At 47.8% G+C, this 20,119-nt stretch carries 21 protein-coding genes, 1 rRNA gene, 1 pseudogene and 1 other annotated feature; of the genes and pseudogenes, 22 read left to right on the top strand and 1 reads right to left on the bottom strand.

What is annotated here, in order from left to right; genetic code table 11:
• Nucleotides 1–69 precede the first annotated feature (69 nt).
• From rrf to H569_RS0114510, 19 genes are all read left to right on the top strand, one after another.
• Nucleotides 70–183: ribosomal RNA gene (gene rrf / locus H569_RS0114600) — 5S ribosomal RNA — on the top strand.
• A 385-nt stretch (nucleotides 184–568) separates the two neighbouring features.
• Entirely contained in the window at nucleotides 569–766 is a 198-nt protein-coding gene (locus H569_RS23690; RefSeq protein ID WP_081411050.1) for an SH3 domain-containing protein, read from the top strand.
• Between the two features lie 401 nt (nucleotides 767–1,167).
• Nucleotides 1,168–2,460 carry an ammonium transporter gene (locus H569_RS0114585; protein ID WP_027365597.1) on the top strand — a complete coding sequence of 431 codons (1,293 nt, stop codon included), beginning with the start codon at nucleotides 1,168–1,170 and terminating at the stop codon, nucleotides 2,458–2,460.
• Between the two features lie 20 nt (nucleotides 2,461–2,480).
• The gene (locus H569_RS0114580; RefSeq protein WP_027365596.1) at nucleotides 2,481–2,819 is read left to right on the top strand and encodes a P-II family nitrogen regulator; all 339 of its coding nucleotides are present in this window, start codon (nucleotides 2,481–2,483) and stop codon (nucleotides 2,817–2,819) included.
• Nucleotides 2,820–2,983: 164 nt separating this feature from the next.
• The gene (locus H569_RS22810) at nucleotides 2,984–3,157 is read left to right on the top strand and encodes a hypothetical protein (protein ID WP_169726475.1); all 174 of its coding nucleotides are present in this window, start codon (nucleotides 2,984–2,986) and stop codon (nucleotides 3,155–3,157) included.
• A gap of 14 nt (nucleotides 3,158–3,171) precedes the next feature.
• The gene (locus H569_RS0114570; RefSeq protein ID WP_027365595.1) at nucleotides 3,172–3,369 is read left to right on the top strand and encodes a hypothetical protein; all 198 of its coding nucleotides are present in this window, start codon (nucleotides 3,172–3,174) and stop codon (nucleotides 3,367–3,369) included.
• Between the two features lie 48 nt (nucleotides 3,370–3,417).
• A complete protein-coding gene (locus H569_RS0114565; protein WP_027365594.1) occupies nucleotides 3,418–4,461 on the top strand; it encodes an AI-2E family transporter in 1,044 nt (347 codons plus the stop codon).
• A 64-nt stretch (nucleotides 4,462–4,525) separates the two neighbouring features.
• Nucleotides 4,526–4,746: a binding site (T-box leader), on the top strand.
• A 54-nt stretch (nucleotides 4,747–4,800) separates the two neighbouring features.
• On the top strand, nucleotides 4,801–7,434 hold the full coding sequence (gene alaS / locus H569_RS0114560) for an alanine--tRNA ligase (RefSeq protein WP_027365593.1): 2,634 nt from the start codon (nucleotides 4,801–4,803) through the stop codon (nucleotides 7,432–7,434).
• Nucleotides 7,435–7,541: 107 nt separating this feature from the next.
• Complete coding sequence (locus tag H569_RS0114555; protein ID WP_027365592.1) at nucleotides 7,542–7,796, top strand: IreB family regulatory phosphoprotein; 255 nt, start codon at nucleotides 7,542–7,544, stop codon at nucleotides 7,794–7,796.
• 15 nt (nucleotides 7,797–7,811) lie between these two features.
• A complete protein-coding gene (locus tag H569_RS0114550; protein ID WP_027365591.1) occupies nucleotides 7,812–8,759 on the top strand; it encodes an aldo/keto reductase in 948 nt (315 codons plus the stop codon).
• A gap of 20 nt (nucleotides 8,760–8,779) precedes the next feature.
• Nucleotides 8,780–9,199 (top strand): Holliday junction resolvase RuvX, encoded by a 420-nt coding sequence (gene ruvX, locus H569_RS0114545; RefSeq protein ID WP_027365590.1) that lies wholly within the window; start codon nucleotides 8,780–8,782, stop codon nucleotides 9,197–9,199.
• A 59-nt stretch (nucleotides 9,200–9,258) separates the two neighbouring features.
• On the top strand, nucleotides 9,259–9,549 hold the full coding sequence (locus H569_RS0114540) for a DUF1292 domain-containing protein (RefSeq protein ID WP_309294792.1): 291 nt from the start codon (nucleotides 9,259–9,261) through the stop codon (nucleotides 9,547–9,549).
• 67 nt (nucleotides 9,550–9,616) lie between these two features.
• A complete protein-coding gene (locus H569_RS20520) occupies nucleotides 9,617–11,260 on the top strand; it encodes a VanW family protein (protein ID WP_051273677.1) in 1,644 nt (547 codons plus the stop codon).
• Between the two features lie 15 nt (nucleotides 11,261–11,275).
• A complete protein-coding gene (gene mltG / locus H569_RS0114530) occupies nucleotides 11,276–12,307 on the top strand; it encodes an endolytic transglycosylase MltG (protein ID WP_027365588.1) in 1,032 nt (343 codons plus the stop codon).
• Nucleotides 12,308–12,511: 204 nt separating this feature from the next.
• The gene (locus H569_RS0114525; RefSeq protein WP_027365587.1) at nucleotides 12,512–13,720 is read left to right on the top strand and encodes a peptidase U32 family protein; all 1,209 of its coding nucleotides are present in this window, start codon (nucleotides 12,512–12,514) and stop codon (nucleotides 13,718–13,720) included.
• 287 nt (nucleotides 13,721–14,007) lie between these two features.
• Nucleotides 14,008–15,711: a peptidoglycan D,D-transpeptidase FtsI family protein gene (locus H569_RS0114520; protein WP_238492574.1), complete on the top strand. Its 1,704-nt coding sequence runs from the start codon at nucleotides 14,008–14,010 to the stop codon at nucleotides 15,709–15,711.
• 368 nt (nucleotides 15,712–16,079) lie between these two features.
• Nucleotides 16,080–16,847, top strand: a complete 768-nt coding sequence (locus H569_RS0114515) for a helix-turn-helix domain-containing protein (protein ID WP_027365585.1) — start codon at nucleotides 16,080–16,082, stop codon at nucleotides 16,845–16,847.
• Nucleotides 16,848–16,918: 71 nt separating this feature from the next.
• Nucleotides 16,919–17,089, top strand: a complete 171-nt coding sequence (locus H569_RS21955) for a 4Fe-4S binding protein (protein ID WP_081411049.1) — start codon at nucleotides 16,919–16,921, stop codon at nucleotides 17,087–17,089.
• Nucleotides 17,090–17,114: 25 nt separating this feature from the next.
• Entirely contained in the window at nucleotides 17,115–17,318 is a 204-nt protein-coding gene (locus H569_RS0114510; RefSeq protein WP_027365584.1) for an FmdB family zinc ribbon protein, read from the top strand.
• Between the two features lie 139 nt (nucleotides 17,319–17,457).
• Here the strand turns inward: H569_RS0114510 and H569_RS21950 are convergent.
• Nucleotides 17,458–17,640: pseudogene (locus H569_RS21950) on the bottom strand (glutaredoxin family protein); the annotation flags it as partial.
• Between the two features lie 345 nt (nucleotides 17,641–17,985).
• Between H569_RS21950 and mobA the strand changes: the two are divergent.
• The 3 genes from mobA to H569_RS0114495 are packed head-to-tail and all read left to right on the top strand — an operon-like array spanning nucleotide 17,986 to nucleotide 20,038.
• Nucleotides 17,986–18,582: a molybdenum cofactor guanylyltransferase gene (mobA, locus tag H569_RS0114505; RefSeq protein WP_027365583.1), complete on the top strand. Its 597-nt coding sequence runs from the start codon at nucleotides 17,986–17,988 to the stop codon at nucleotides 18,580–18,582.
• A gap of 10 nt (nucleotides 18,583–18,592) precedes the next feature.
• Nucleotides 18,593–19,123 carry a YqeG family HAD IIIA-type phosphatase gene (locus tag H569_RS0114500; protein WP_027365582.1) on the top strand — a complete coding sequence of 177 codons (531 nt, stop codon included), beginning with the start codon at nucleotides 18,593–18,595 and terminating at the stop codon, nucleotides 19,121–19,123.
• A gap of 27 nt (nucleotides 19,124–19,150) precedes the next feature.
• The gene (locus H569_RS0114495; protein ID WP_051273679.1) at nucleotides 19,151–20,038 is read left to right on the top strand and encodes a shikimate dehydrogenase; all 888 of its coding nucleotides are present in this window, start codon (nucleotides 19,151–19,153) and stop codon (nucleotides 20,036–20,038) included.
• The last annotated feature ends 81 nt before the right edge of the window (nucleotides 20,039–20,119 follow it).

The raw sequence follows: 20,119 nt of genomic DNA, 5'->3' as shown, positions 1-20,119 counted from the left end.
GGAACGATAAGTTAACAAAAAGGTGCCAGGCACCTGAAAGTTAACTTAAATATAACGTCCAATAAGTTTTCCGGTGACCATAGCGGAGAGGATACACCCGTTCCCATCCCGAACACGGAAGTTAAGCTCTCCAGCGCCGATGGTACTTGGGCTTGTCCCTGGGAGAGCAGGTCGTTGCCGGAACTATTTTTAAAAGAGCTCTTGGAGTAATTCCGGGGGCTCTTTGTTGTATCTAGAGATAATCATGCTTATTGGACCAAAACTATCTAATGGAAGATGGACGTAAATTTTATATATTAACAGGTGTGTTTGGCAATATGGAAGTGTAGCACTTAGCTTCCGTTTTTCTTCCAGTTTTATTTCCAGTTTGCCATTGACAACGAGCCTCCGCAAGCATGGTTCCGATGTCAGGGGCGAAGGCTAATTTCTTTATGACATCGCCCCTAGAAGGCTACCATGCTTGCCCTCATTGTCAATGGTTCACTCCGTCAAACTGGAAATAAAACTCAAACAAACTGGAAATTATTAAGTTCCGCGGTGCTCGGAATTGTAACTTCCGGAAACACAAATCAAAAATAATGGTTCTTATGCAGTTATTGTTTCCAAAAAAGGTTGTAATTTCCGTTCTGCCCCTGTCATTAAAAGTAATAATGTGATCACCGTCTTGCCCAATGGCAAAACTGTACAGATTGTTGCCAGTCAAGGTGACTGGTATAAGGTTAATTGTCCTCAAACCGGTTATATTGCCAAAACGGATGTTAAGTAAAGCTATAAGGTTACGTCAAGACAATTAATGATTATCTAATCCACATGGCTGTTATGACTTGCTGGTTAAAGTGTTACAAAGAGCTAATTATAACCGGTGAGGTATTGACACTTGTTGATTGTTAGTATATATTTATATCAATTAGTTTAATTATATATTGTCCAATGTTGGACACAGCAGGCATTGAGGCCTTTATTGGGATATTTCCCAGTAAAGGCCTTATTATATTTACCTGCAGGCGATGGCGCTATAAACTTGGCATGGGAGCCGGTTTATGCGCCTTTTTTTATTTTATTTTAATTTATTTTAATGAGTTTTAAGGGGGTGTTTGCTTGTTTGGAAAATAGGAAGGGATTTTTTTCTTATAGCAATTATTTGTAAATTCATGAGGAGGTAAGGGCATGAGAAACATTTTTCGTTTATTAGTATTTACTTCGGCAGCATTATTTGCCTTGCCGGCAATGGCTTGGGCGAGTGAAACAACTCAAATTGACTCTGGTGATACGAGCTGGATATTGATATCTTCCGCACTGGTTTTTTTGATGATTCCCGGTTTGGCTATTTTTTACGGTGGCATGGTGCGCAAAAAGAATGTTCTTAATACCATGATGATGTCTTTTATCGCCCTGGGGGTTGTGACTATTCAGTGGGTCCTGGTGGGATACTCGCTGGCTTTCGGCCCTGATGTTCACCAGCTGATCGGTAGTCTTGAATTTTTTGGTTTAAAGGGTGTGGGTTTGGAAGCATCAAGTTATGCGCCTACAATTCCCGACCAGGCTTTTATGGTCTTTCAAATGATGTTTGCCATATTAACTCCGGCGCTGATTTCCGGCGCCATCGTGGAACGGATGCGTTTCCCCGCCTATGTGTTATTTGTACTCTTATGGGGTACGTTGGTATATGATCCCATCGCCCACTGGGTATGGGGCGGTGGTTGGTTGGGTACCCTGGGAGCACTGGATTTTGCCGGCGGTACAGTGGTACACATATCGTCCGGTATTTCCGCCCTGGTGGCGGCTCTGGTGCTGGGACGGCGCAAAGGCTATGGTACAGAACCCATGGTACCCCATAATGTTCCTTATATCGTACTGGGTGCCGCTTTGTTATGGTTTGGCTGGTTCGGCTTCAATGCGGGCAGTGCGCTTGCTGCCGGCGGCTTGGCTGCGGGAGCGTTTGTAAACACACAAATAGCTACCGGTTCTGCCTTGTTATCCTGGGTGCTGTTCGAATGGCTGCGTCACGGCAAGCCCACTGCCATGGGCGGGGCCAGCGGGGCTGTTGCCGGGTTGGTGGCTATCACTCCCGCCTGCGGTTTTGTTAATCCAGTGTCGTCCATAGTAATAGGTTTGGTAGCCGGAGCGGTTTGTTACCTGGCAGTAAGTAGCTTGAAAATAAAACTGGGTTATGATGATTCGCTGGATGTCTTCGGTATCCACGGCGTTGGCGGCATTTGGGGCGCTTTGGCCACCGGGCTGTTTTCCGTTGCCGAAGGCAAGGAAGGTTTGCTGTATGGCAATGCCCACCAATTCCTGGTGCAGGCCGTGGGGGTTGGCGCAAGTATCCTAACGGCAAGCGTAATGACTTTTGTGATACTTAAAGTAGTGGGTGTTTTAACCAAGCTGCGGGTGGAAGATGAAGTGGAGGATGTTGGACTGGATGTCAACGAGCATAGTGAAAGGGCTTATTCATTTTAAGAAACGAGGAGAATGATATTATGATAAAAATTGAAGCCATTGTGCGGCCCGGCGTTTTGGAGGATATAAAGGAAGCGTTGACCAAGTTTGGTATACATGGCATGACGGTATCCCAGGTCATGGGTTGCGGTTTGCAAAAAGGGCGAAAGGAAGTTTACCGCGGCACGGAATATAGCATTAACCTGTTGCCTAAAGTGAAGGTTGAAATTGTGGTGACGGATAAAGATGTTGACGGGGTAATCGATGTATTAACTAAAACAGCTCGTACAGGAGAGATAGGAGACGGAAAAATATTTGTCTACCGTATTGAAAATGCAGTGCGTATACGCACCGGAGAAAAAGGGGACAGCGCTATATAAAGAAATTGCCCATAACCGCTGGTACTGTTGGTACGAAAGCTCTTGGAATATTTCCAAGGGCTTTTTGTATTATGGTGATTGGTTTGAGCGCGCACAAGCATTAATGAGCCGGAAAATGGGCATAATTTTTATAAAGATTTTGTATGCAGGGAGGTCGGAGCAGATTGCACTGCCCGGTTTGCGGCGGCAAGGCCACCGGCAAGGTTGGCGTTGATCAATATTATTGCTGGGATTGCTGTGTTGAATACAGAAAGAACAAAGAAGGTGTAAGTATTTTTGAAGTAGGTGAGGACGGAAGTTTGGTTGCTTTCGACCCTCAAAATGAATTTCTTTTGTGATAGGGGTGATTATTATGAAACGGGCCTTCTGGCGCGGCATGATCACAGGTAGCGTACTAGGTGTGCTGATGTCGATGATGAAGAAACCACAAAAAAAATTAAAAAGACAACCTTATTTGAGAGCAATGCGGCAAAAAAATTCCCGAAGGGCCACTGACCGGATGATCAGGGGAGTATCCCGGACGGTAAGCGGAATCATTGGTAAGAAATAATAAAGAGTGGGGGCTATATCCTCACTTTTTTACTTGGTGGTGTGAATTTTGGCCAGGTGGGATTGGAAAAAGAATTACCGTATTATGCTGGCGCTTGTGCTGGTAACAGCGATACTTTATTTTTTCTACCTGATACGTGGTATTTTTTTGTCTCTTTTATTGGCTATCGTGCTTGCTTATCTATTGCACCCGCTGGTCCGTACTGTTGAAAACAGGGGTACTTCCCGCACGATGTCTATTTTAATCGTATATGCGGCAATGTTCATAGTTGTTGCCGGCCTGTTGCTTTTTGGTATGCCTCACATAATCGGTCAGCTAAATATGATGGCTGATGTTGTTCCTGAGTATGCCGCCCAGATCCAAAAGTTTACCGATTCAATTCAGGTTGAGTACGACCGGGCCGGTATTCCCGATGCTTTACGCAAAATCATTGACCAGCGCATAACCTGGCTGGAGCAGCTCCTGGTTAAACAGGCTGAACGTGTCGTGCAAATTATGCTCGGTTTGGCGGGTTATATTTTTAATATAATCCTGGCGCCCATTATAGCATATTACTTGCTAAAGGACGTTGAGATTTACACCGAAAGGGTGGTAAAACTCATTCCTGTCCAAAAGCGTGCGGAAATCCTGCAGCTGGGAACAGAAATCAGCCGGATAATTGATAGCTTTGTCAGGGGTTACCTGCTGGTTAGCGTAATCACAGGTATAATGACCGGCCTGGCGATGGCGGCCCTGGGCATGGAATTGGCCCTGATGCTGGGCATTTTTGCGGGTATAACCAATCTTATCCCGTACTTTGGGCCATTTATCGGGGCTGTCCCCGCCATAACGCTGGCCATGCTGGTTTCCAAATGGATGGTCATAAAAGTAATGCTGGCTTTTATCATTATCCAACAGCTGGAAGCCAGCGTTATCTCACCTAAGATCCTGGGGAGCCGGGTGGGCTTACATCCACTTTTCGTGATTTTGGTGCTGCTCGCCGGCGGCCAGCTTTACGGTTTAACCGGGTTAATCTTGGCAGTTCCTGTGGCAGCCATTTTGAGGGTCCTGTTAACCTTTGCCTATTGTAAGCTGGTGCCGGAATTTAAGTAACCAGCACTGTCCTTGACAGCTTTCAGGTTGATTTTGTATAATTATAGCGCAATTTAATACCGTTAAATATTGGGAAAAGAGTAAACCGGAGCAGAGTCTACAGAGAGGAAACGTTTTGGGTGCAAGTTTCTGTCCCTGCAGGTTGAATGCCGTTCCCATCATATTGCGAAATTGAAATTTAAGTATGTTTCGCCGCTGGCAGCGTTAACATCTTTAAGTGAACAATTTTCTCCAATCTGAGAAGTTGTTAAGCAGGGTGGTACCGCGGAACCTTCCGTCCCTGGCAAGGGAGGAAGGGTTTTTAATTTTTTTTTATGGAAATTGGGGGAGGTTATAGACATGACCGGTAACGAAATCAGAACAAAATTTTTGCAATTCTTTGAAAGCAAAGGACATAAAATTTTGCCCAGCGCTTCTTTAATTCCACATAATGATCCAAGCATACTATGGACCGCTGCCGGGATGGTTCCATTCAAGCCTTATTTTACCGGAGCGGCCAAGCCGGATGTCTTAAGGGCCACTACTTGCCAGAAGTGTCTTCGCACTCCGGACATTGAGTCAGTGGGTAAAACTGCGCGACATCATACTTTCTTTGAAATGCTCGGCAACTTTTCTTTTGGCGATTATTTTAAGCAGGATGCCATACCCTGGGCCTGGGAATTTGTAACCAAGCACTTAGGCTTGGAGCCGGAAAAACTGTGGATTACAATTTACTTGGACGATGACGAGGCCTTTGAAATTTGGCACAATGTTGTCGGGGTGCCCAAAGACAGAATCGTGCGCATGGGCAAGGATACCAACTTCTGGGAAATTGGCGTGGGTCCCTGCGGTCCCTGCTCGGAGATTTATTATGACCTGGGCCCGGAACGCGGCTGCGGTTCACCTGAATGCGCGGTGGGCTGCGACTGTGACCGTTACCTGGAGATTTGGAACCTGGTTTTTATCCAGTTTTTCCGGGATGAAGAGGGCAATTATACTCCATTAAAAAGTAAAGGTATTGATACCGGAATGGGCCTGGAAAGGGTAGCTTCCGTGCTGCAGAAAGTTAATTCCAATTTCGATACGGATTTACTGCGGGATATCATGGACTTTACCGGCAACCTTACCGGGAAACCTTACGGGTCGGGTGATGATATCGACCTGGCGTTAAAAGTCATAGCCGACCACTCCAGGGCGGTTACTTTTGCTGTTTCCGACGGTGCATTACCTTCGAACGAAGGCCGGGGTTACGTGTTGCGCCGCCTGCTGCGCCGGGCCGTCAGGTTCGGCCGGGTTTTAGGCATGGAAGAACCTTTCCTATACCAAGTAGCCGGTGCGGTAATAGAGAAAATGGGGGCTGCCTACCCGGAACTGCTTAAAAACAGTGAGCTGGTAATGAGGGTCATTAAGACGGAAGAGGAAAGATTCGGTGAAACGCTGGCCCAGGGGACGGAAATATTGAACAAACTGGTCGGGGAAGCAAAAGCAGCCGGTAAAAACTATATTGACGGGGAAAAGGCCTTTCGGTTGTATGACACCTATGGTTTTCCCATTGAACTGACCCAGGAAATAGCCGGAGAAAATGGTTTAACCGTGGATGAAGAAGGGTTTGCGCGGGCCATGGAGCAGCAACGGGATAGGGCGCGCAGCGCCCGCCAGGAAACCGAATATTTGTCGGAAAAGGCTGCGCAGCTAAAGTCAATTTTGGAACAGGTGGGCGAAACTGTTTTCACCGGCTATGACACACTGTCCAGCCGTTCCAGGATTAAGGCTGTTTTTTCCGGCGGGCGGCAGGTGGAACAGGCTGCTGCCGGTGATGAAGTGGAAATTATTCTGGATATAACCCCCTGCTATGCTGAATCCGGCGGGCAAGTAAGCGACCACGCCATTATCAGCGGTCCCGGTTTGCAAGTTGATGTTTGCGAGGTTACCCGGCCGGTGCAAGGGATACACCTGCACAGTGGCAAGGTCGGTTCCGGTATTGTTCGTGTGAACGACGAAGTTGACGTGCAAGTTGACCGCAGGCGGCGGATGAACATAGCCCGCAACCACTCGGCGACCCACCTGCTGCACAAAGCTTTAAAGGAAGTTCTGGGCGGTCATGTCAACCAGGCTGGTTCACTGGTCGCGCCCGACCGGCTGCGCTTCGATTTCACCCATTTTGCGTCAATTGAACCGGAGGAAATGCAAAGAATAGAGGATATTGTTAATAATGCTGTTTTAAACAATCTCAAGGTGGAAGTTATTGAAACTTCACTGGACGAGGCCAGGGCAATGGGTGCAGCGGCTTTGTTTGAAGAAAAATACGGGGACCGCGTAAGGGTAATAAAAATGGGTGATTTCAGCCTGGAGCTTTGCGGTGGAACTCACGTGGAAGCTACTTCCGAGGTCGGTTTGTTTAAATTACTGGGTGAAAGCAGCGTTGGCTCCGGCCTGCGGCGCGTTGAGGCGGTAACAGGGGAAGGCGCCATGGATTACATGCGGGCCAAGGAAGACCAGCTGCTATTAATAGCCAAGACGGTCAAAGCTCCTCTGCACGAAGTTGTCCGCAGAGTGGAGTCGATGGTTCAGGATTTGCGTGAGCTTGAAAAGGAAACCGAGACCTTGCGGGCGCGGCTGGCCCGCTATGAGGTTCAGGGCATGCTGGGCCGGGCCAGAGAAATTGCCGGAATAAAGGTTCTGGCGTCCCGTTCCGATGCGGCGGATATGGATAGCCTGAGGGCTATGGTGGACCTGTTAAGGGACAAAATGGGCTCCGGAGTAATCGTGCTGGGCGCAGCGGTTAACGGAAAGGTCAACCTTGTGGCCGGAGTCAGTAAGGATCTTGTATCCAGGGGACTGCACGCCGGTAAAATGATCAAGGATATTGCCCCGCTTGTCGGCGGGGGCGGCGGCGGCAGGCCGGAGATGGCCCAGGCGGGCGGAAAAGACCCGTCCGGCCTGGATGGGGCCCTGGAAAAAGTCTATTCCCTGGTGGAGGCACAGGCAGGGTAAAAATAGTTTTTCCTGCCTGCATCACTTCTCTTATTGGATATATCCGGTTATAATAGAAACTAAATTCCGATAAAGATTGTCCGGGGTTACACCGAGGGGGTTTGCTCATGTCCAGGGAAATATCCGAACAGACCGTAATGTTCAAGGTGCAGGCAGAAGAGAATAAAGCCCGTGATATTTTGCTTAAAGTTTACGAAGCGTTAACGGAAAAGGGCTATAATCCTATTAATCAACTTGTGGGTTATCTGCTTTCCGGGGACCCGGCTTACATTACCAGCCATAAAAACGCCAGGAACATGATTCGCCAGTTGGAAAGGGACGAACTCCTGGAAGAACTGGTAAAAAGATACCTGGTATCATAGGCAGGAGTTAAGATATTGCAGTATAATCAATTGGGCGCAACCGGGCTGTTGGTTTCCCGGCTTTGTTTCGGCACCCTGACCATCGGGCCGTTGCAGCGTTCATTTAGTGTGCCTGATGGGGCAAAGCTTATCCGCGCGGCCCTGGAATTGGGTGTCAATTTTATCGACACCGCCGAAATTTATGAATGCTATCCCTATATTCGCGAGGCGCTGGCGGGTTTTCACGGTGACGTGGTTATCGCCACCAAAACCTATGCTTATTCCAGGGCAGGAATGGAACAAAGCATTGCCAAATGTCTGAAGGAGCTGAACCGGGAATACGTCGATATTATGCTGCTGCATGAACAGGAATCTGTGCACACCATTAAAGGACACTGGGAAGCAGTTGAAGGTATGGTGCGGGCCCGGGAAAAAGGTTTAATCAGGGCCATAGGTATTTCCACCCATTATGTTGCCGGGGTAAGGGCTGCCGCTTCAATACCGGAATTAGACGTTATTCACCCCATAATTAACAAGTTTGGCGTAGGAATTCAGGACGGTCAAACGGAAGATATGCTCCAAGCCATTTCATTTAGCGCCATGATGGGCAAAGGCTTGTACGGAATGAAATGTTTAGGCGGTGGGCATCTTATACCGCAAGCGGAAGAAGCACTGGGCTTTATTTTGTCTGTGCCTGAACTGGCAGCGGTTGCTGTGGGCATGCAAAGCCTGGAGGAAATTAAGTATAACGTGTTGAGGTTTTCCGGCGTTGAGCCCGGGCCGGGCTTGAGCGAAAAGTTGAGCAAGAACCGGCGGGTTTTGCACATTGAAAAATGGTGCCGGGGCTGCGGCCGGTGTGTGGAAAAATGTACAGCCGGCGCCCTGGAAATTGTTGAAGGTGCGGTTAAGGTTGATATGCAGCGCTGCCGCCTGTGCGGCTATTGCGCCTCGGTATGCCCCGAATTCTGCATAAAAGTGATTTGACGGGAAGGCTGGTTTTATTATTGCGTATTATGGGTATCGACCTGGGTGAAAAAAGAATTGGTGTGGCTGTCAGCGACGAGCTGGGCTGGACGGCCCAGGGTGTTAAAACACTAACCAATAGTGGTAAAATCAACGAGGTATTGGAAGAAATAAAACAACTGGCCCAAGAATTTGGCGTGGAAAGAGTCGTGGTTGGACTGCCCAAAAATATGAACGGCACCACCGGGCCCCAGGGAGAAAAGGCTATAGATTTTGCGGATAAAATTTCACTTCATTTGGGGCTGCCGGTAGAAACATGGGATGAGAGGCTTACTTCGGTTGCGGCTGAACGGATTCTGGTCAGCGCTGACATGAGCAGAGCTAAAAGACGGAAAGTAATAGATAAAATGGCGGCATCGATTATTCTGCAGGATTATCTTAACGCCAAAAGCGGTAAATAGTATAATTTCTTGACAACGCCTGTTAATTTGTTTAGAATAGCCCTAACTCATGAAAAGAGGTGGATTTCTTGCCTGAGCAGGATGAAATAATCACTTTGGTTGATGAAGACGGTAATGAGCATGATGCTATAATATACAGCATCGTTGAGTTTGAGGGGAAAAATTACGCCATATTAATACCCGTGGGCGAAGAAGAGGAAGAAGAGGAAGAGGCCGAAGCATTTGTTTTAAGAATCGACCAGGATGATGAAGAAGGTGAAATTCTGGTGGAAATTGACGATGAAGAATGGGAAAAAGTTAAGGACGCCTGCATGGAGGAAATGCTTATTGAAGAAGACGACGAAGATTAAAATTTTCAAATAAAGCTGGGCGGTATTTCGCAGCCAGCTTTATTTTATCTGCGGGGAGGCCGATCCTTTGCGTAGAGTAAGCTATATTGCAATTTTTGCGATAATTGCAGCGGCTGGCATTTTTTTCAGCCTTTCCGGTGCATCCTATGCTGATAAAATAGTGCAGGGTGTCAGAGTGGGGCCGGTTCCCCTTGGCGGATTATCCCGGAATCAAGCCGAAGAAAAATTGGCGGCCCTGGACAGCCATTTAAGAAAAATACCTGTGTTAATCAAGCAAGGCGAAAAGTCCTGGCGGGTTGAAGCAGGCTTGCTGGGGGTCGGCCTGGATTTTGAAAGCACATGGCAAAAGGCCTTGCAGGTAGGACACACCGGCTCATTTTTTACGCAATGGCAGGAACGGTACCGGGTTAAGAGCCACGGCCTGGTATTGGACCCGGTGGTAAAAGTGGACAGGTCCGTACTGAAAAACAAAGTTATGGCCGAGGCCGGGGATTTGATTATCGAACCCCAAAACGCCGGATTTACAATAACCGGGGATGACCAGGTGGAAATAATTCCTGGCCGGATGGGCAGAAATGTTAATTTCGAATTGTTGGAGAAAAGGTTGGTGGAATCAATAGCATCGGGCCAGGCAGCAGCAGAGATAGAGTTGCCTTTGGTATCTACTTCCCCCCAGCGCTCGCTGGAAGATATCAAAGCCATGGGCATTAACGGAAGGATTTCTGCCTATAGCACCAAATTTGACGCCTCCCAGGAAGGGCGCACCTATAACATCAAGGTGGCTGCATCCGCTCTGGACGGGCTGCTGATTGCGCCGGGTGAGGAATTTTCATTTAACCGCGTGGTCGGCCCGCGCAGCTCCGAGGCTGGTTACAAAAATGCCAACGTCATTATAAATAACGAACTGGTTCCCGGTTTGGGCGGCGGTGTTTGCCAGGTATCTTCCACACTTTACAATGCTGTGCTGCTGGCAAATTTAAAGGTTACTGACAGGAGCAACCACTCTTTGCCTATTGGTTATGTTCCTATCGGCAGGGACGCTACAGTGGCATATGACGCTATAGATTTCAGGTTTGTCAATAACAGCGAAAGCTATATTTATATCAAAACCATTGTTAACGGCAATATCCTGACCATAAAACTTTTCGGCAATAAGGAAAAAACGCCCAGGGTTGAAATAAACAGCTGGGTTAAAAATCAAATAGAACCGAAAATAGTTTATGAAAAGGATCCCAACCTGGCGTATGGAGAACAGGTGGTTAAACAAAAAGGGTCACAGGGATTTATCGCTGTTACCGAACGGACCGTTTGGCTGGATGGGAAAAAAATAACGGAACATCTGCCGGAGAGCCACTACCAGGCGGTCAACAGGATTATCGCAATTGGCACCGGTGAAGTAAAACCCTCTGTGGTTGTTCCCACAGATGACCAGTTGGCTCCGGTTGATACCGAAAAATCTGAGGCGGCAGTACCTGGGAATACATCACCGGCCGGTAATACGGAATCCCCGGGCGGTACAGCAGGGACTGGTGATATTAACCAACAAGGTGGCTCACCAGCGGAACCAGGCAGCGGCCAGCTTGATGCACAGCCGCAGGAGACGTCGGCAAGTGAACATAACGTTACCGGCGGATCCGAACCTCAACCGGAAGCTCAGACAATACCCGGGGAAACTGGAGAAATCGAACCCGAAACTGAAACGGAGCTTTAAAGCAGGAGAAAAATTATGTTACCCGTTAGAATGATAACAGGCAGTCGAAAAAGTTGGGGGAACTTTATTGCTGCAACCGCAATCTTAATTCCACTGGTGTTTGCGATTATGTCCTACAGGATATCACTAATGCCGGTTAACGCCCCAAAAGCTGACCAGATAACGGTGGTTGTGCCTAAACAAGCCACAACTTCGACAATTGCCGGAATATTGAAAAGTAGCGGCGTAATTCGAAATGCTTCAGCCTTTCGCCTGTATGCCAGAATGGAAGGCGTTGATGGTAAGCTTAAACCCGGTACATATATAATGAATACCGCCATGACAGTGCCGGAGATTACCTGGGTTTTGGTTAAGGGTCCGGCAGATCGCATTAAATTAACCATTCCGGAGGGCTACACCGTAGCTCAGATAGCCGGCTTGCTGGAACAGAAGGGACTGTCTAGCCGTGCGGAATTTACCAATGCGCTTAATCAAAACTGGCAGTTTTCTTTTTTAAAACAATTACCGGACAATAAGTACAATTTGGAAGGATATCTGTTCCCTGATACGTATTTTCTGGGACCCGGTTCAGGACCTGATAAAATTGTTGAAATGATGCTGCAAAATTTTGAGCAAGTTATGGAACGCAATGACTATATCAACAAGGCCAGGGCTAAAGGACTTAGTTTAAACGAGGCAGTGACTGTGGCATCCATGGTGGAGCGGGAGGCCCGGGTTGAATCGGAAAGGCCCAGAATTGCCGGTGTAATATATAACCGGCTGAAAGCCGGTATGCCGCTGCAAATTGACGCTACAGTACAGTATGCACTGGGAAAACAAAAAGAGAAATTACTATACAGCGATCTGGAAATTAATTCACCCTATAATACCTATAAAATCTACGGCCTACCGCCGGGTCCCATAGCCAATCCAGGCTGGCCTTCGCTGAAAGCGGCAATTGAGCCGGAAAAGAACGATTACCTTTATTACTGCGCCAAACCCGACGGCAGCCATGCTTTTGCCCGTACACTGGCTGAACACAATAAAAATGTGCAAAAATACCAGTGAATGGTATTTGTCATTGCGAGGAGCGAAGCGACGTGGCAATCTAATATTCAAGGCAAGGTGACACATCTGCTTGTAGGGGCGGACGACCCTGTCCGCCCGTCCGAGGAAAATCCCCAAAAATGCATCTCTACGCTTGCATGACAAATCATTCAAACATTATTTGTGATATTCAAATACCCTAAATGTGCCAGGAAGGTAAAAACAATGAAGCCTGAAATTTTAGCTCCTGCGGGAAGCCCGGAAAAATTAAAATACGCCATTGCTTACGGTGCCGATGCGGTTTACCTGGGCGGCACCGATTTCGGATTGCGGGTGGCTGCCGCCGCTTTTGACCGGGAATCCATGTTCAGTGCGGTTAAATATGCCCATGCCAGGGGAGTTAAAGTTTATGTCACCCTGAATATATTTGCTCATAATAAAGATATCGAAGCATTGCCCAGTTACATCCAAGAACTGGTTAACGCAGGGGTTGATGCCGTTATCGTATCAGACCCGGGCGTATTTTCCCTGGTGCGTGAATTTGCCCCGCAGTTGAAAATACACGTCAGCACACAGGCCAACATTACCAACTGGCGCAGCGCCAGGGTTTGGGAGTCGATGGGGGCGGACCGTATCGTGCTGGCCAGGGAACTTAGTTGCGGGGAGATAAAAACAATCCGGGATAAAACCGGGGTGGAATTAGAAGCATTTGTCCACGGCGCTATGTGTATATCCTATTCCGGAAGGTGTTTGTTAAGCAATTATATGACGGGGCGAGATGCCAACCGGGGTGACTGCGCCCAGGCCTGCCGCTGGAAATACCGGCTGGTGGAGGAAAAAAGGCCCGGTGAGTATTTCCCCTTTAGCGAGGACGACAGGGGTTCCTATATCTTAAGTTCAAAGGATTTATGCTTGCTTGAATACCTGCCGGACCTGCTGGCAGCGGGTGTCACTTCTTTTAAGATTGAGGGGCGGGTGAAAAGCGTTCATTATGTCGCCACCATCACCAGGGTCTACCGCCAGGCCCTGGACGAATGCCTGAAGGACCCGGATAATTATAAGGTTCGCCCGGAATGGCTGCAGGAGATAAGCAAGGTCAGCAACAGGGACTATACAACCGGCTTTTTCACCGGTACCAGGGCGGGCAACCCGCCGCCTCTGGATTCAATTTACCGGCGCAATTATACTTTTGTCGGGGTGGTACGTGGTTATGACCCTGAACGCGGGCTGCTGCGCATCGAACAGCGGAACCGCTTTGTTACCGGCGAGGAATTGGAGATTCTTACCACCGGGGAGGTTTATAGCTGCCAGGTTAAAAAAATTCTTGACGAAGACGGTAATATAATTGATTGCGCGCCTCATCCCCGGCAAACCATATACCTGCCTTGGCCGGAACCACTGCCGGAGTTCTCTTTATTACGCAGGCCGGAATGATAAACCCTTAAATTTACAACGCGGGATAGGTAAATAATGAGAAAGTATGCATATGGGCGGTGGCTCTCCGACTTGCCTTTATGATTGCGAGCGCAGCGGAGCAATCTCAATATGGGATTGCTTCATCGTTTCACTCCTCGCAATGACAAGGGAAATTGAGCAACGCGCGGAGGGAACTATTGGAGAGCCTGATACAAGTAACTTGAAATTTTTCAGGATGGTTTAAAATCCCAATTGGATGGCCACTATATTAATGATGGTCAAATCCGATATAGGGGTTTTTTATTTTGCTGGAACTGCGAAAAAAACGCATGATCATTTCATGCTGGGCGATGACTATGGCCTTTGCCCTGATAACCTGGCACTTGTATAATATTCAACTGGTCAAAGGCAATAGTTATGCCTTGCGGGCAAGCCGAATCAGGTCACATGAAGTAGTCCTGGAAGAGTTTATGCGAGGGGAAATAACAGACCGGAACCAGCTTCCGCTGTCCGGAGGCTATTTCGCCAACCGTGTTGTAGTTTTCCCCAAGCTGATGCAAGACCAACAAAAGGAACTGGACCAACTGGCGCAAACCCTTGGCCAAAACCCTGTTGATTTATACAAAAAAGCCCGGAACGGAGCTTTTTACCTAAACTTGAATTTAACCTCAGAACAGCTGAAATCCTTGCAAACAGCGCCACCGGAAGGAGTCTTTTTGCTGCCTGTGTACATGCGTTACGGGGATAAACCCCTGGCAAGCCACATTACCGGCTATCTCGGCAAGATTTCCAGTCGGGAACAGTTTGAGCAACTGCAGAAAAACAGTACAAAAAATTACAATTTAGGCGACTGGGTTGGCCAATCGGGCCTGGAATATTTTTACGAGCAGGAACTTAAAGGGACCTATCCACAAAGGTGGGCCAGAATTGCGCTGGATGCCATGGGCAGGGTAATTCACGGAGAAGGTTTAGCGGTAAACACTTCGGCCGTCGATCCGGCGCGCCGTAATGTAGTAACCACTATCGACCGAAACATTCAGCAAGTTGTGGAATCAGTTATGGACACGCGTGTGGAGAGCGGCGCTGTCATTGTGATGAAAGCAGGCAGCGGAGATATACTGGCCATGGCCAGCAGGCCGGGGTATGATCCATCACCCTCTATGGTGGGCCGGAGTCTGGCCAGCCGGCACGGGGATGTATATGTGGACCACTGCATCTCAATATTTCAGCCCGGATCAGTGTTTAAAGTTGTACTGGCAGCTGCCGCCATCGACCTGGGTAAGGTCGATCTGGATGAACGTTTTACTTGCCTTGGCGCAAATGCCGAACCGGTCCGTTGCTGGCTGGACGGCGGGCATGGCCGGATAGCTTTTCACCAGGCCTTTGCGGAATCCTGTAACCCTACCTTTGTTGAAATCGGCAGGCGGTTAGGTGCTAATAGCATTATCAACTATGCCGAAGCCTTTGGCTTGTCCAACCAAGCTATTGCCGGTTACCCGGTTAAAAGGGATAAAAGGCAAAACTTAGCTGCTATCGGCGAAAAATACAATCTGGCCAATAGTTCTGTTGGCCAGGGACCAGTGCTGGTTACTCCGGTTCAGGTAACCGCCATGATGAATGTGATAGCCAGCGGCGGCTTATACTATGCCCCGCGCTTGGTTACAGGAGTGGCCGATGAGCAAGGCTGCTTTGTACGGGTAATTGGACAGCCCGCACCCACCAGGGCAATTAGCGTGTACACCGCGGGAGTTATGAAGAAGCTGTTGCGCGAGGTCACCGAAACAGGTGTTGGTACGCAGGCACGGGTAACGCAATGGGGCAGTGCCGGCAAGACCGGCTCGGCCCAGCTTGATAACGCGGGCGGGAAGGTTGACGCCTGGTTTTCCGGTTATATTCCGGCAGATCGTCCAAAATACGTAATCACTGTTTTGGTGCATGGCGGAAGCAGCGGCGGTACAACGGCGGCTCCGGTGTTTAAGGAAATCGCAGAAAAGATTATGCAATTTTAGGAAAGGGGACACACCTGTTTGTGGGGGCGGACGACCCTGTCCGCCCGTCCGAGGAATGTCCCCAATTATAATTAATTAATAATTGTCATATCGGCGGAAATTACGAAGATATGAATATTTGAGCCAAATCAGCTATATGCGTTTAATTGCACGCTCTTCCGCAGATTGACTATCTAACCGGAGTATAGTACCATAATAGTAATACTACAATAATAAAAAATATTTATAAAATCCCGGCGGGGTTTTTTTAAGTCTGTAATATTTTGTTGCTTGTTAAATAACTATGTTACAAAAAGTACATAGTTTTAAAAAATTACAAAAAGTTAACTATTGCTCCGTAAGATAAAAAATTCCGGGAGTGTTTACAAATGATTGTTAGGGGAGAGCAGATTAGGGCTTTAAGAGAAGAGCGTGGTTATACTTTAAATGACCTGGCTAAACGGGCCAGTTTATCGTTATCTTATTTGAGTGAAATAGAGCGGGGGTCCAAGCGCCCGTCATTAAAAACCATTGACAAACTTGCAGCTGCGTTGAATGTTTCCAAATCGCAGCTGATTAAAGGAGATGTCGCCGATACAGGTCTGTCACTGGGAGACAAAATAAGGTTATTGCGTTCGGAAAAAAATATGTCCCTTCAGGATTTGGCCCAAAGTGCGGAGATATCCTTATCCTATTGCAGCGAAATTGAAAGAGGAACGGTCTATCCTGCTTTAGCCACACTGAAAAAAATCGCTGAGGGGCTGGGAGTGCCTGTTACCTCGCTTATCAGCCACGAGGGATCCCTTGGACATAAGTTAAAATCGCTGCGGGAAGAATATGGCTTAACCCAGGCCCAGTTGGCCGGACTGGCCGGGGTGACCGCCGGGCTGATCGGACAGATTGAGCATGGAAAAGTACAGCCATCACTTAAAACACTTGAAAAAATATCTGAAGTAATGGGCGTTTCCCCATGTTATTTCATTATGGAGCCCGGGGCGGTCGACCAGATGTTAAGCCTGATGAACCCGGAACTGCGGGAAATGCTGATGCATCCCAATGTACAAGCTGTGCTTAACCTGGTATGCAACCTTAATGAAAAAGAAATGCAATTTATTTTAAATTTTATCCAGTTATTTAAAAGATCCGAATTAAGTTAATTTTCTAGTTGATAAATGCATATTTGTATATTATAATAAAGCCATATAGATTGAAAGGATAATGATCTTATATGGCTGCCATGGTAATTAAAACATTGTGTATTGGCTGCGGAGTATGTAGCCAAATGTGTCACAAACAGGCTATAACCATCAGGGTTAAAACCGCACATGTGGATGAAAATTTGTGTGACGAGTGCGAGGAGTGTGTATTTACCTGCCCCAACGGGGCTATAACAGTATAAGTTTAAATTTGGGAGGTAAATGGATTTGCCTACTTATGATTTTAGGTGCAGTGAGTGCGGTCATAAATTTACCATTTTTGTTGCTATCAGTGAAAAAGATAAAGTTAAGTGCCCGGCCTGCGGCCAAGGTAAAGTAGAGCAGTTATTTACCGGGTGTTCCGTGCGTACCGGAGGTGGAGGCGGCGGTTGCGACCTTCCCGCTACCGGTGGCGGCTTTGGTGGAGGTTGAGGAATATAATAATAGCAACGGCCGTGTGCCGTATTAAGAAACAGAGCATGGCAATTGAAACCTGTCTTTTTTAATTTACTTGCTGTATTGATATAAAACGCGCGCCAATGGATTGGTTTGGGCGCGCGTTTTTTCGTGTTTAGTGTAATACTTTCTCTAATTTTTCACGATCGAAGCCTACAATGTACTGGTTTCCTATGACTACGGTTGGGACTGCCATCATGCCCGTATGGGATACCATATCATTGCGCGCTTTTTCATCGACTGCCACGTTCAGTTCCTGGAATTGGACTCCTTTTTGAGAAAGAAACTCTTTCACTGTACGGCAGTGCGGTCATGTCGGGGTGGTGTAAAGTAATACTTTGTCCACGTGAAAAACCTCCTTTTTTCTTAGTCTGCCCCTTTTAAGCACCACATTATTTAATGCCAGCGAAGGAAATTTTTTGAGAATGTAGAATAATAGCATAACGGCAGATCTTATTTTAATTGAAATTGGTTTAAACACTTAGCCGGGCTGCGCAGAATATAATATAAAAATGGTACTCAGGAGTCAGAATGAGAGAACCGGCGAAAACATTTGTACCGGGGCATTCTGAATTCTAACTACTGAATTCTGACTACCTGAATAGTAACAATAAATGTGCCGGCAACCATTGGGAGATGTCTTATGATGCAAATGACCGGTATTTCGGGCATCATTCTGGCAGGTGGCAAAAACGCGCGTATGGGTACGGAAAAGGCCCTGCTGAAGGTAGGGCCGCATTTTATCATAGAACATGTTTCCTATATATTGAGAAGCGTATCAGAAGAGATTATTATTGTAACCTCGGAGCCTGATAAATATGCCCGGTATGGTGACAGGACAGTTAAAGATATTATTGCCGGACATGGGCCGCTGAGCGGAATTCATGCCGGGGTTGCCAGTGCAGGACACCATTTTGCCCTGGTAACTGCTTGTGACATGCCATTTGTCAGTGCCGGGCTGGCTGAACTTTTGGTCAACAATGCTGCGGGTTATGATGCAGTGGTACCGTTCTATCGTGGATTTCCGGAGCCGTTATTTGCATTATATAGCAAGTCTTGCCTTAAAGTTATAGAAGAATTGTTACGTCACAACCTCAACAAAATCACCGGTTTTTATGAAAGGGTAAAAGTTAATTTTTTAAATGAACAAAAAATGCTTGAAGCAGAAACAGACCTGGATAAGATTTTTTTTAATGTGAATACGCCGGAGGATTTAAAAAAAGCGCAAACAATGTTATAGGGGGGCAAAAATGCTGCGCATACTCTATCCTCACATGTATGTACCTTCTATCTTGGATGTTGACCCGCTGGAACTGAAAAAAAGAGGCATCAAGGCACTGTTAATGGACCTGGATAATACAATTGTTCCAAGGGACAGGGAGGAATTTTCCCAGGAAGTTGTGATGTGGCTTAAACGGTTACGGGAACATGGTTTGAAACTTTGTGTCGTGTCAAACAACGGTACGGCCAGGGTGAATAAACTGGTTGCACCGTTCAATATACCTTACGTCGTCAGAGCGGTAAAACCAATGCGCCAGGCGTTTACAAAAGGCATGGACATTCTCGGAGTGAAGCACTCGGAAACCGCGGTGGTGGGTGATCAAATATTTACCGACATCCTGGGCGGCAACAGGTTGGGCCTGTTTACCATACTGGTTGTTCCCATGTCGGGTAGGGAATTTTGGGCCACCAATTTGATTAACCGGCGGCTGGAAAAGCTGGTTCTAAAAAAAATTTCCAGCAGGGTGTCGCATGAGGACCAAAAATATACTGTAAGATAAGCTTTCCGCAGCTATGCTTTGATCGGAGTGATATTTATTTTTGACGGTAAAACCAAGGTTTATTCCCTATTAGGTTACCCGGTGGAGCACAGCTTCTCGCCGGCGATGCAAAACGCCGCGTTTGAGGCAGCCGGCCTGAATTGTGTTTACGTGCCGTTCAGCCCCCGGCCCGAAGAACTAAAGGCTGCGATAGCAGGAATCAGGGCCCTGGGCATAGCAGGCGCGAACGTTACCGTCCCCCACAAGGAGACAGTGATTCCTTTTTTGGACGGGCTTACAGAAGCTGCGGCGGCTTACGGCGCAGTTAATACTATAATAAACCGCGGCGGCAGGCTGACCGGACATAATACGGATGGCGCGGGGTTTATCCAGGCTTTAAAAGAAGATTGCGGTTTTGACCCGGCAGGCGGGACGGCAATGGTTTTCGGGGCCGGCGGCTCAGCCAGGGCGGTGGTACTGGCTTTGGCAAGATCTGGCTGCCCCGGGGTGGCACTGGTTAACCGCAGCATTGCTAAAGCGGAAAAAATAGCCGGCTTTATCCGGGATGCCACAGGGGTTCAGGTTGAGGTATTTGAATGGGAATCCGGGAATAAAGAATTGGCTGTTTGGGCCCAAAAAGCAGCATTAATGGTCAATTGCACTTCCATTGGCATGTCCGGCGGTGCGGAGGCGGTTTTTCCGCTGCCGGATGAGTTACCCGGCAGCGGGCAGCTGGCTTACGATGTTGTTTATAACCCACCGCATACGGCATTTATGCAAAGGGCGGAGCGAAACGGCGCAGCTTCGGCCAACGGGCTGAGCATGCTTTTGCGCCAGGGTGCGCTCTCCTTTGAGTTTTGGACAGGCGTGACAGCCCCGCTGGAGGCCATGCGCGGTGCGCTGGCATTAATGGAAAAGGGACGTACTTCCTCTTAAAACTGCATCATCCGGTTCATGTCATTGCGAGGAGTGAAACGACGAAGCAATATATGTTTTATCTTAATATCCGGGAGGGAA

It is taken from the genome of Desulfotruncus alcoholivorax DSM 16058, assembly GCF_000430885.1.
Lineage (GTDB): Bacteria > Bacillota > Desulfotomaculia > Desulfotomaculales > Desulfallaceae > Desulfotruncus > Desulfotruncus alcoholivorax.
The sequence above is the reverse complement of the archived record's forward strand: the minus strand, read 5'-3'. Positions and strand labels throughout refer to the sequence as shown.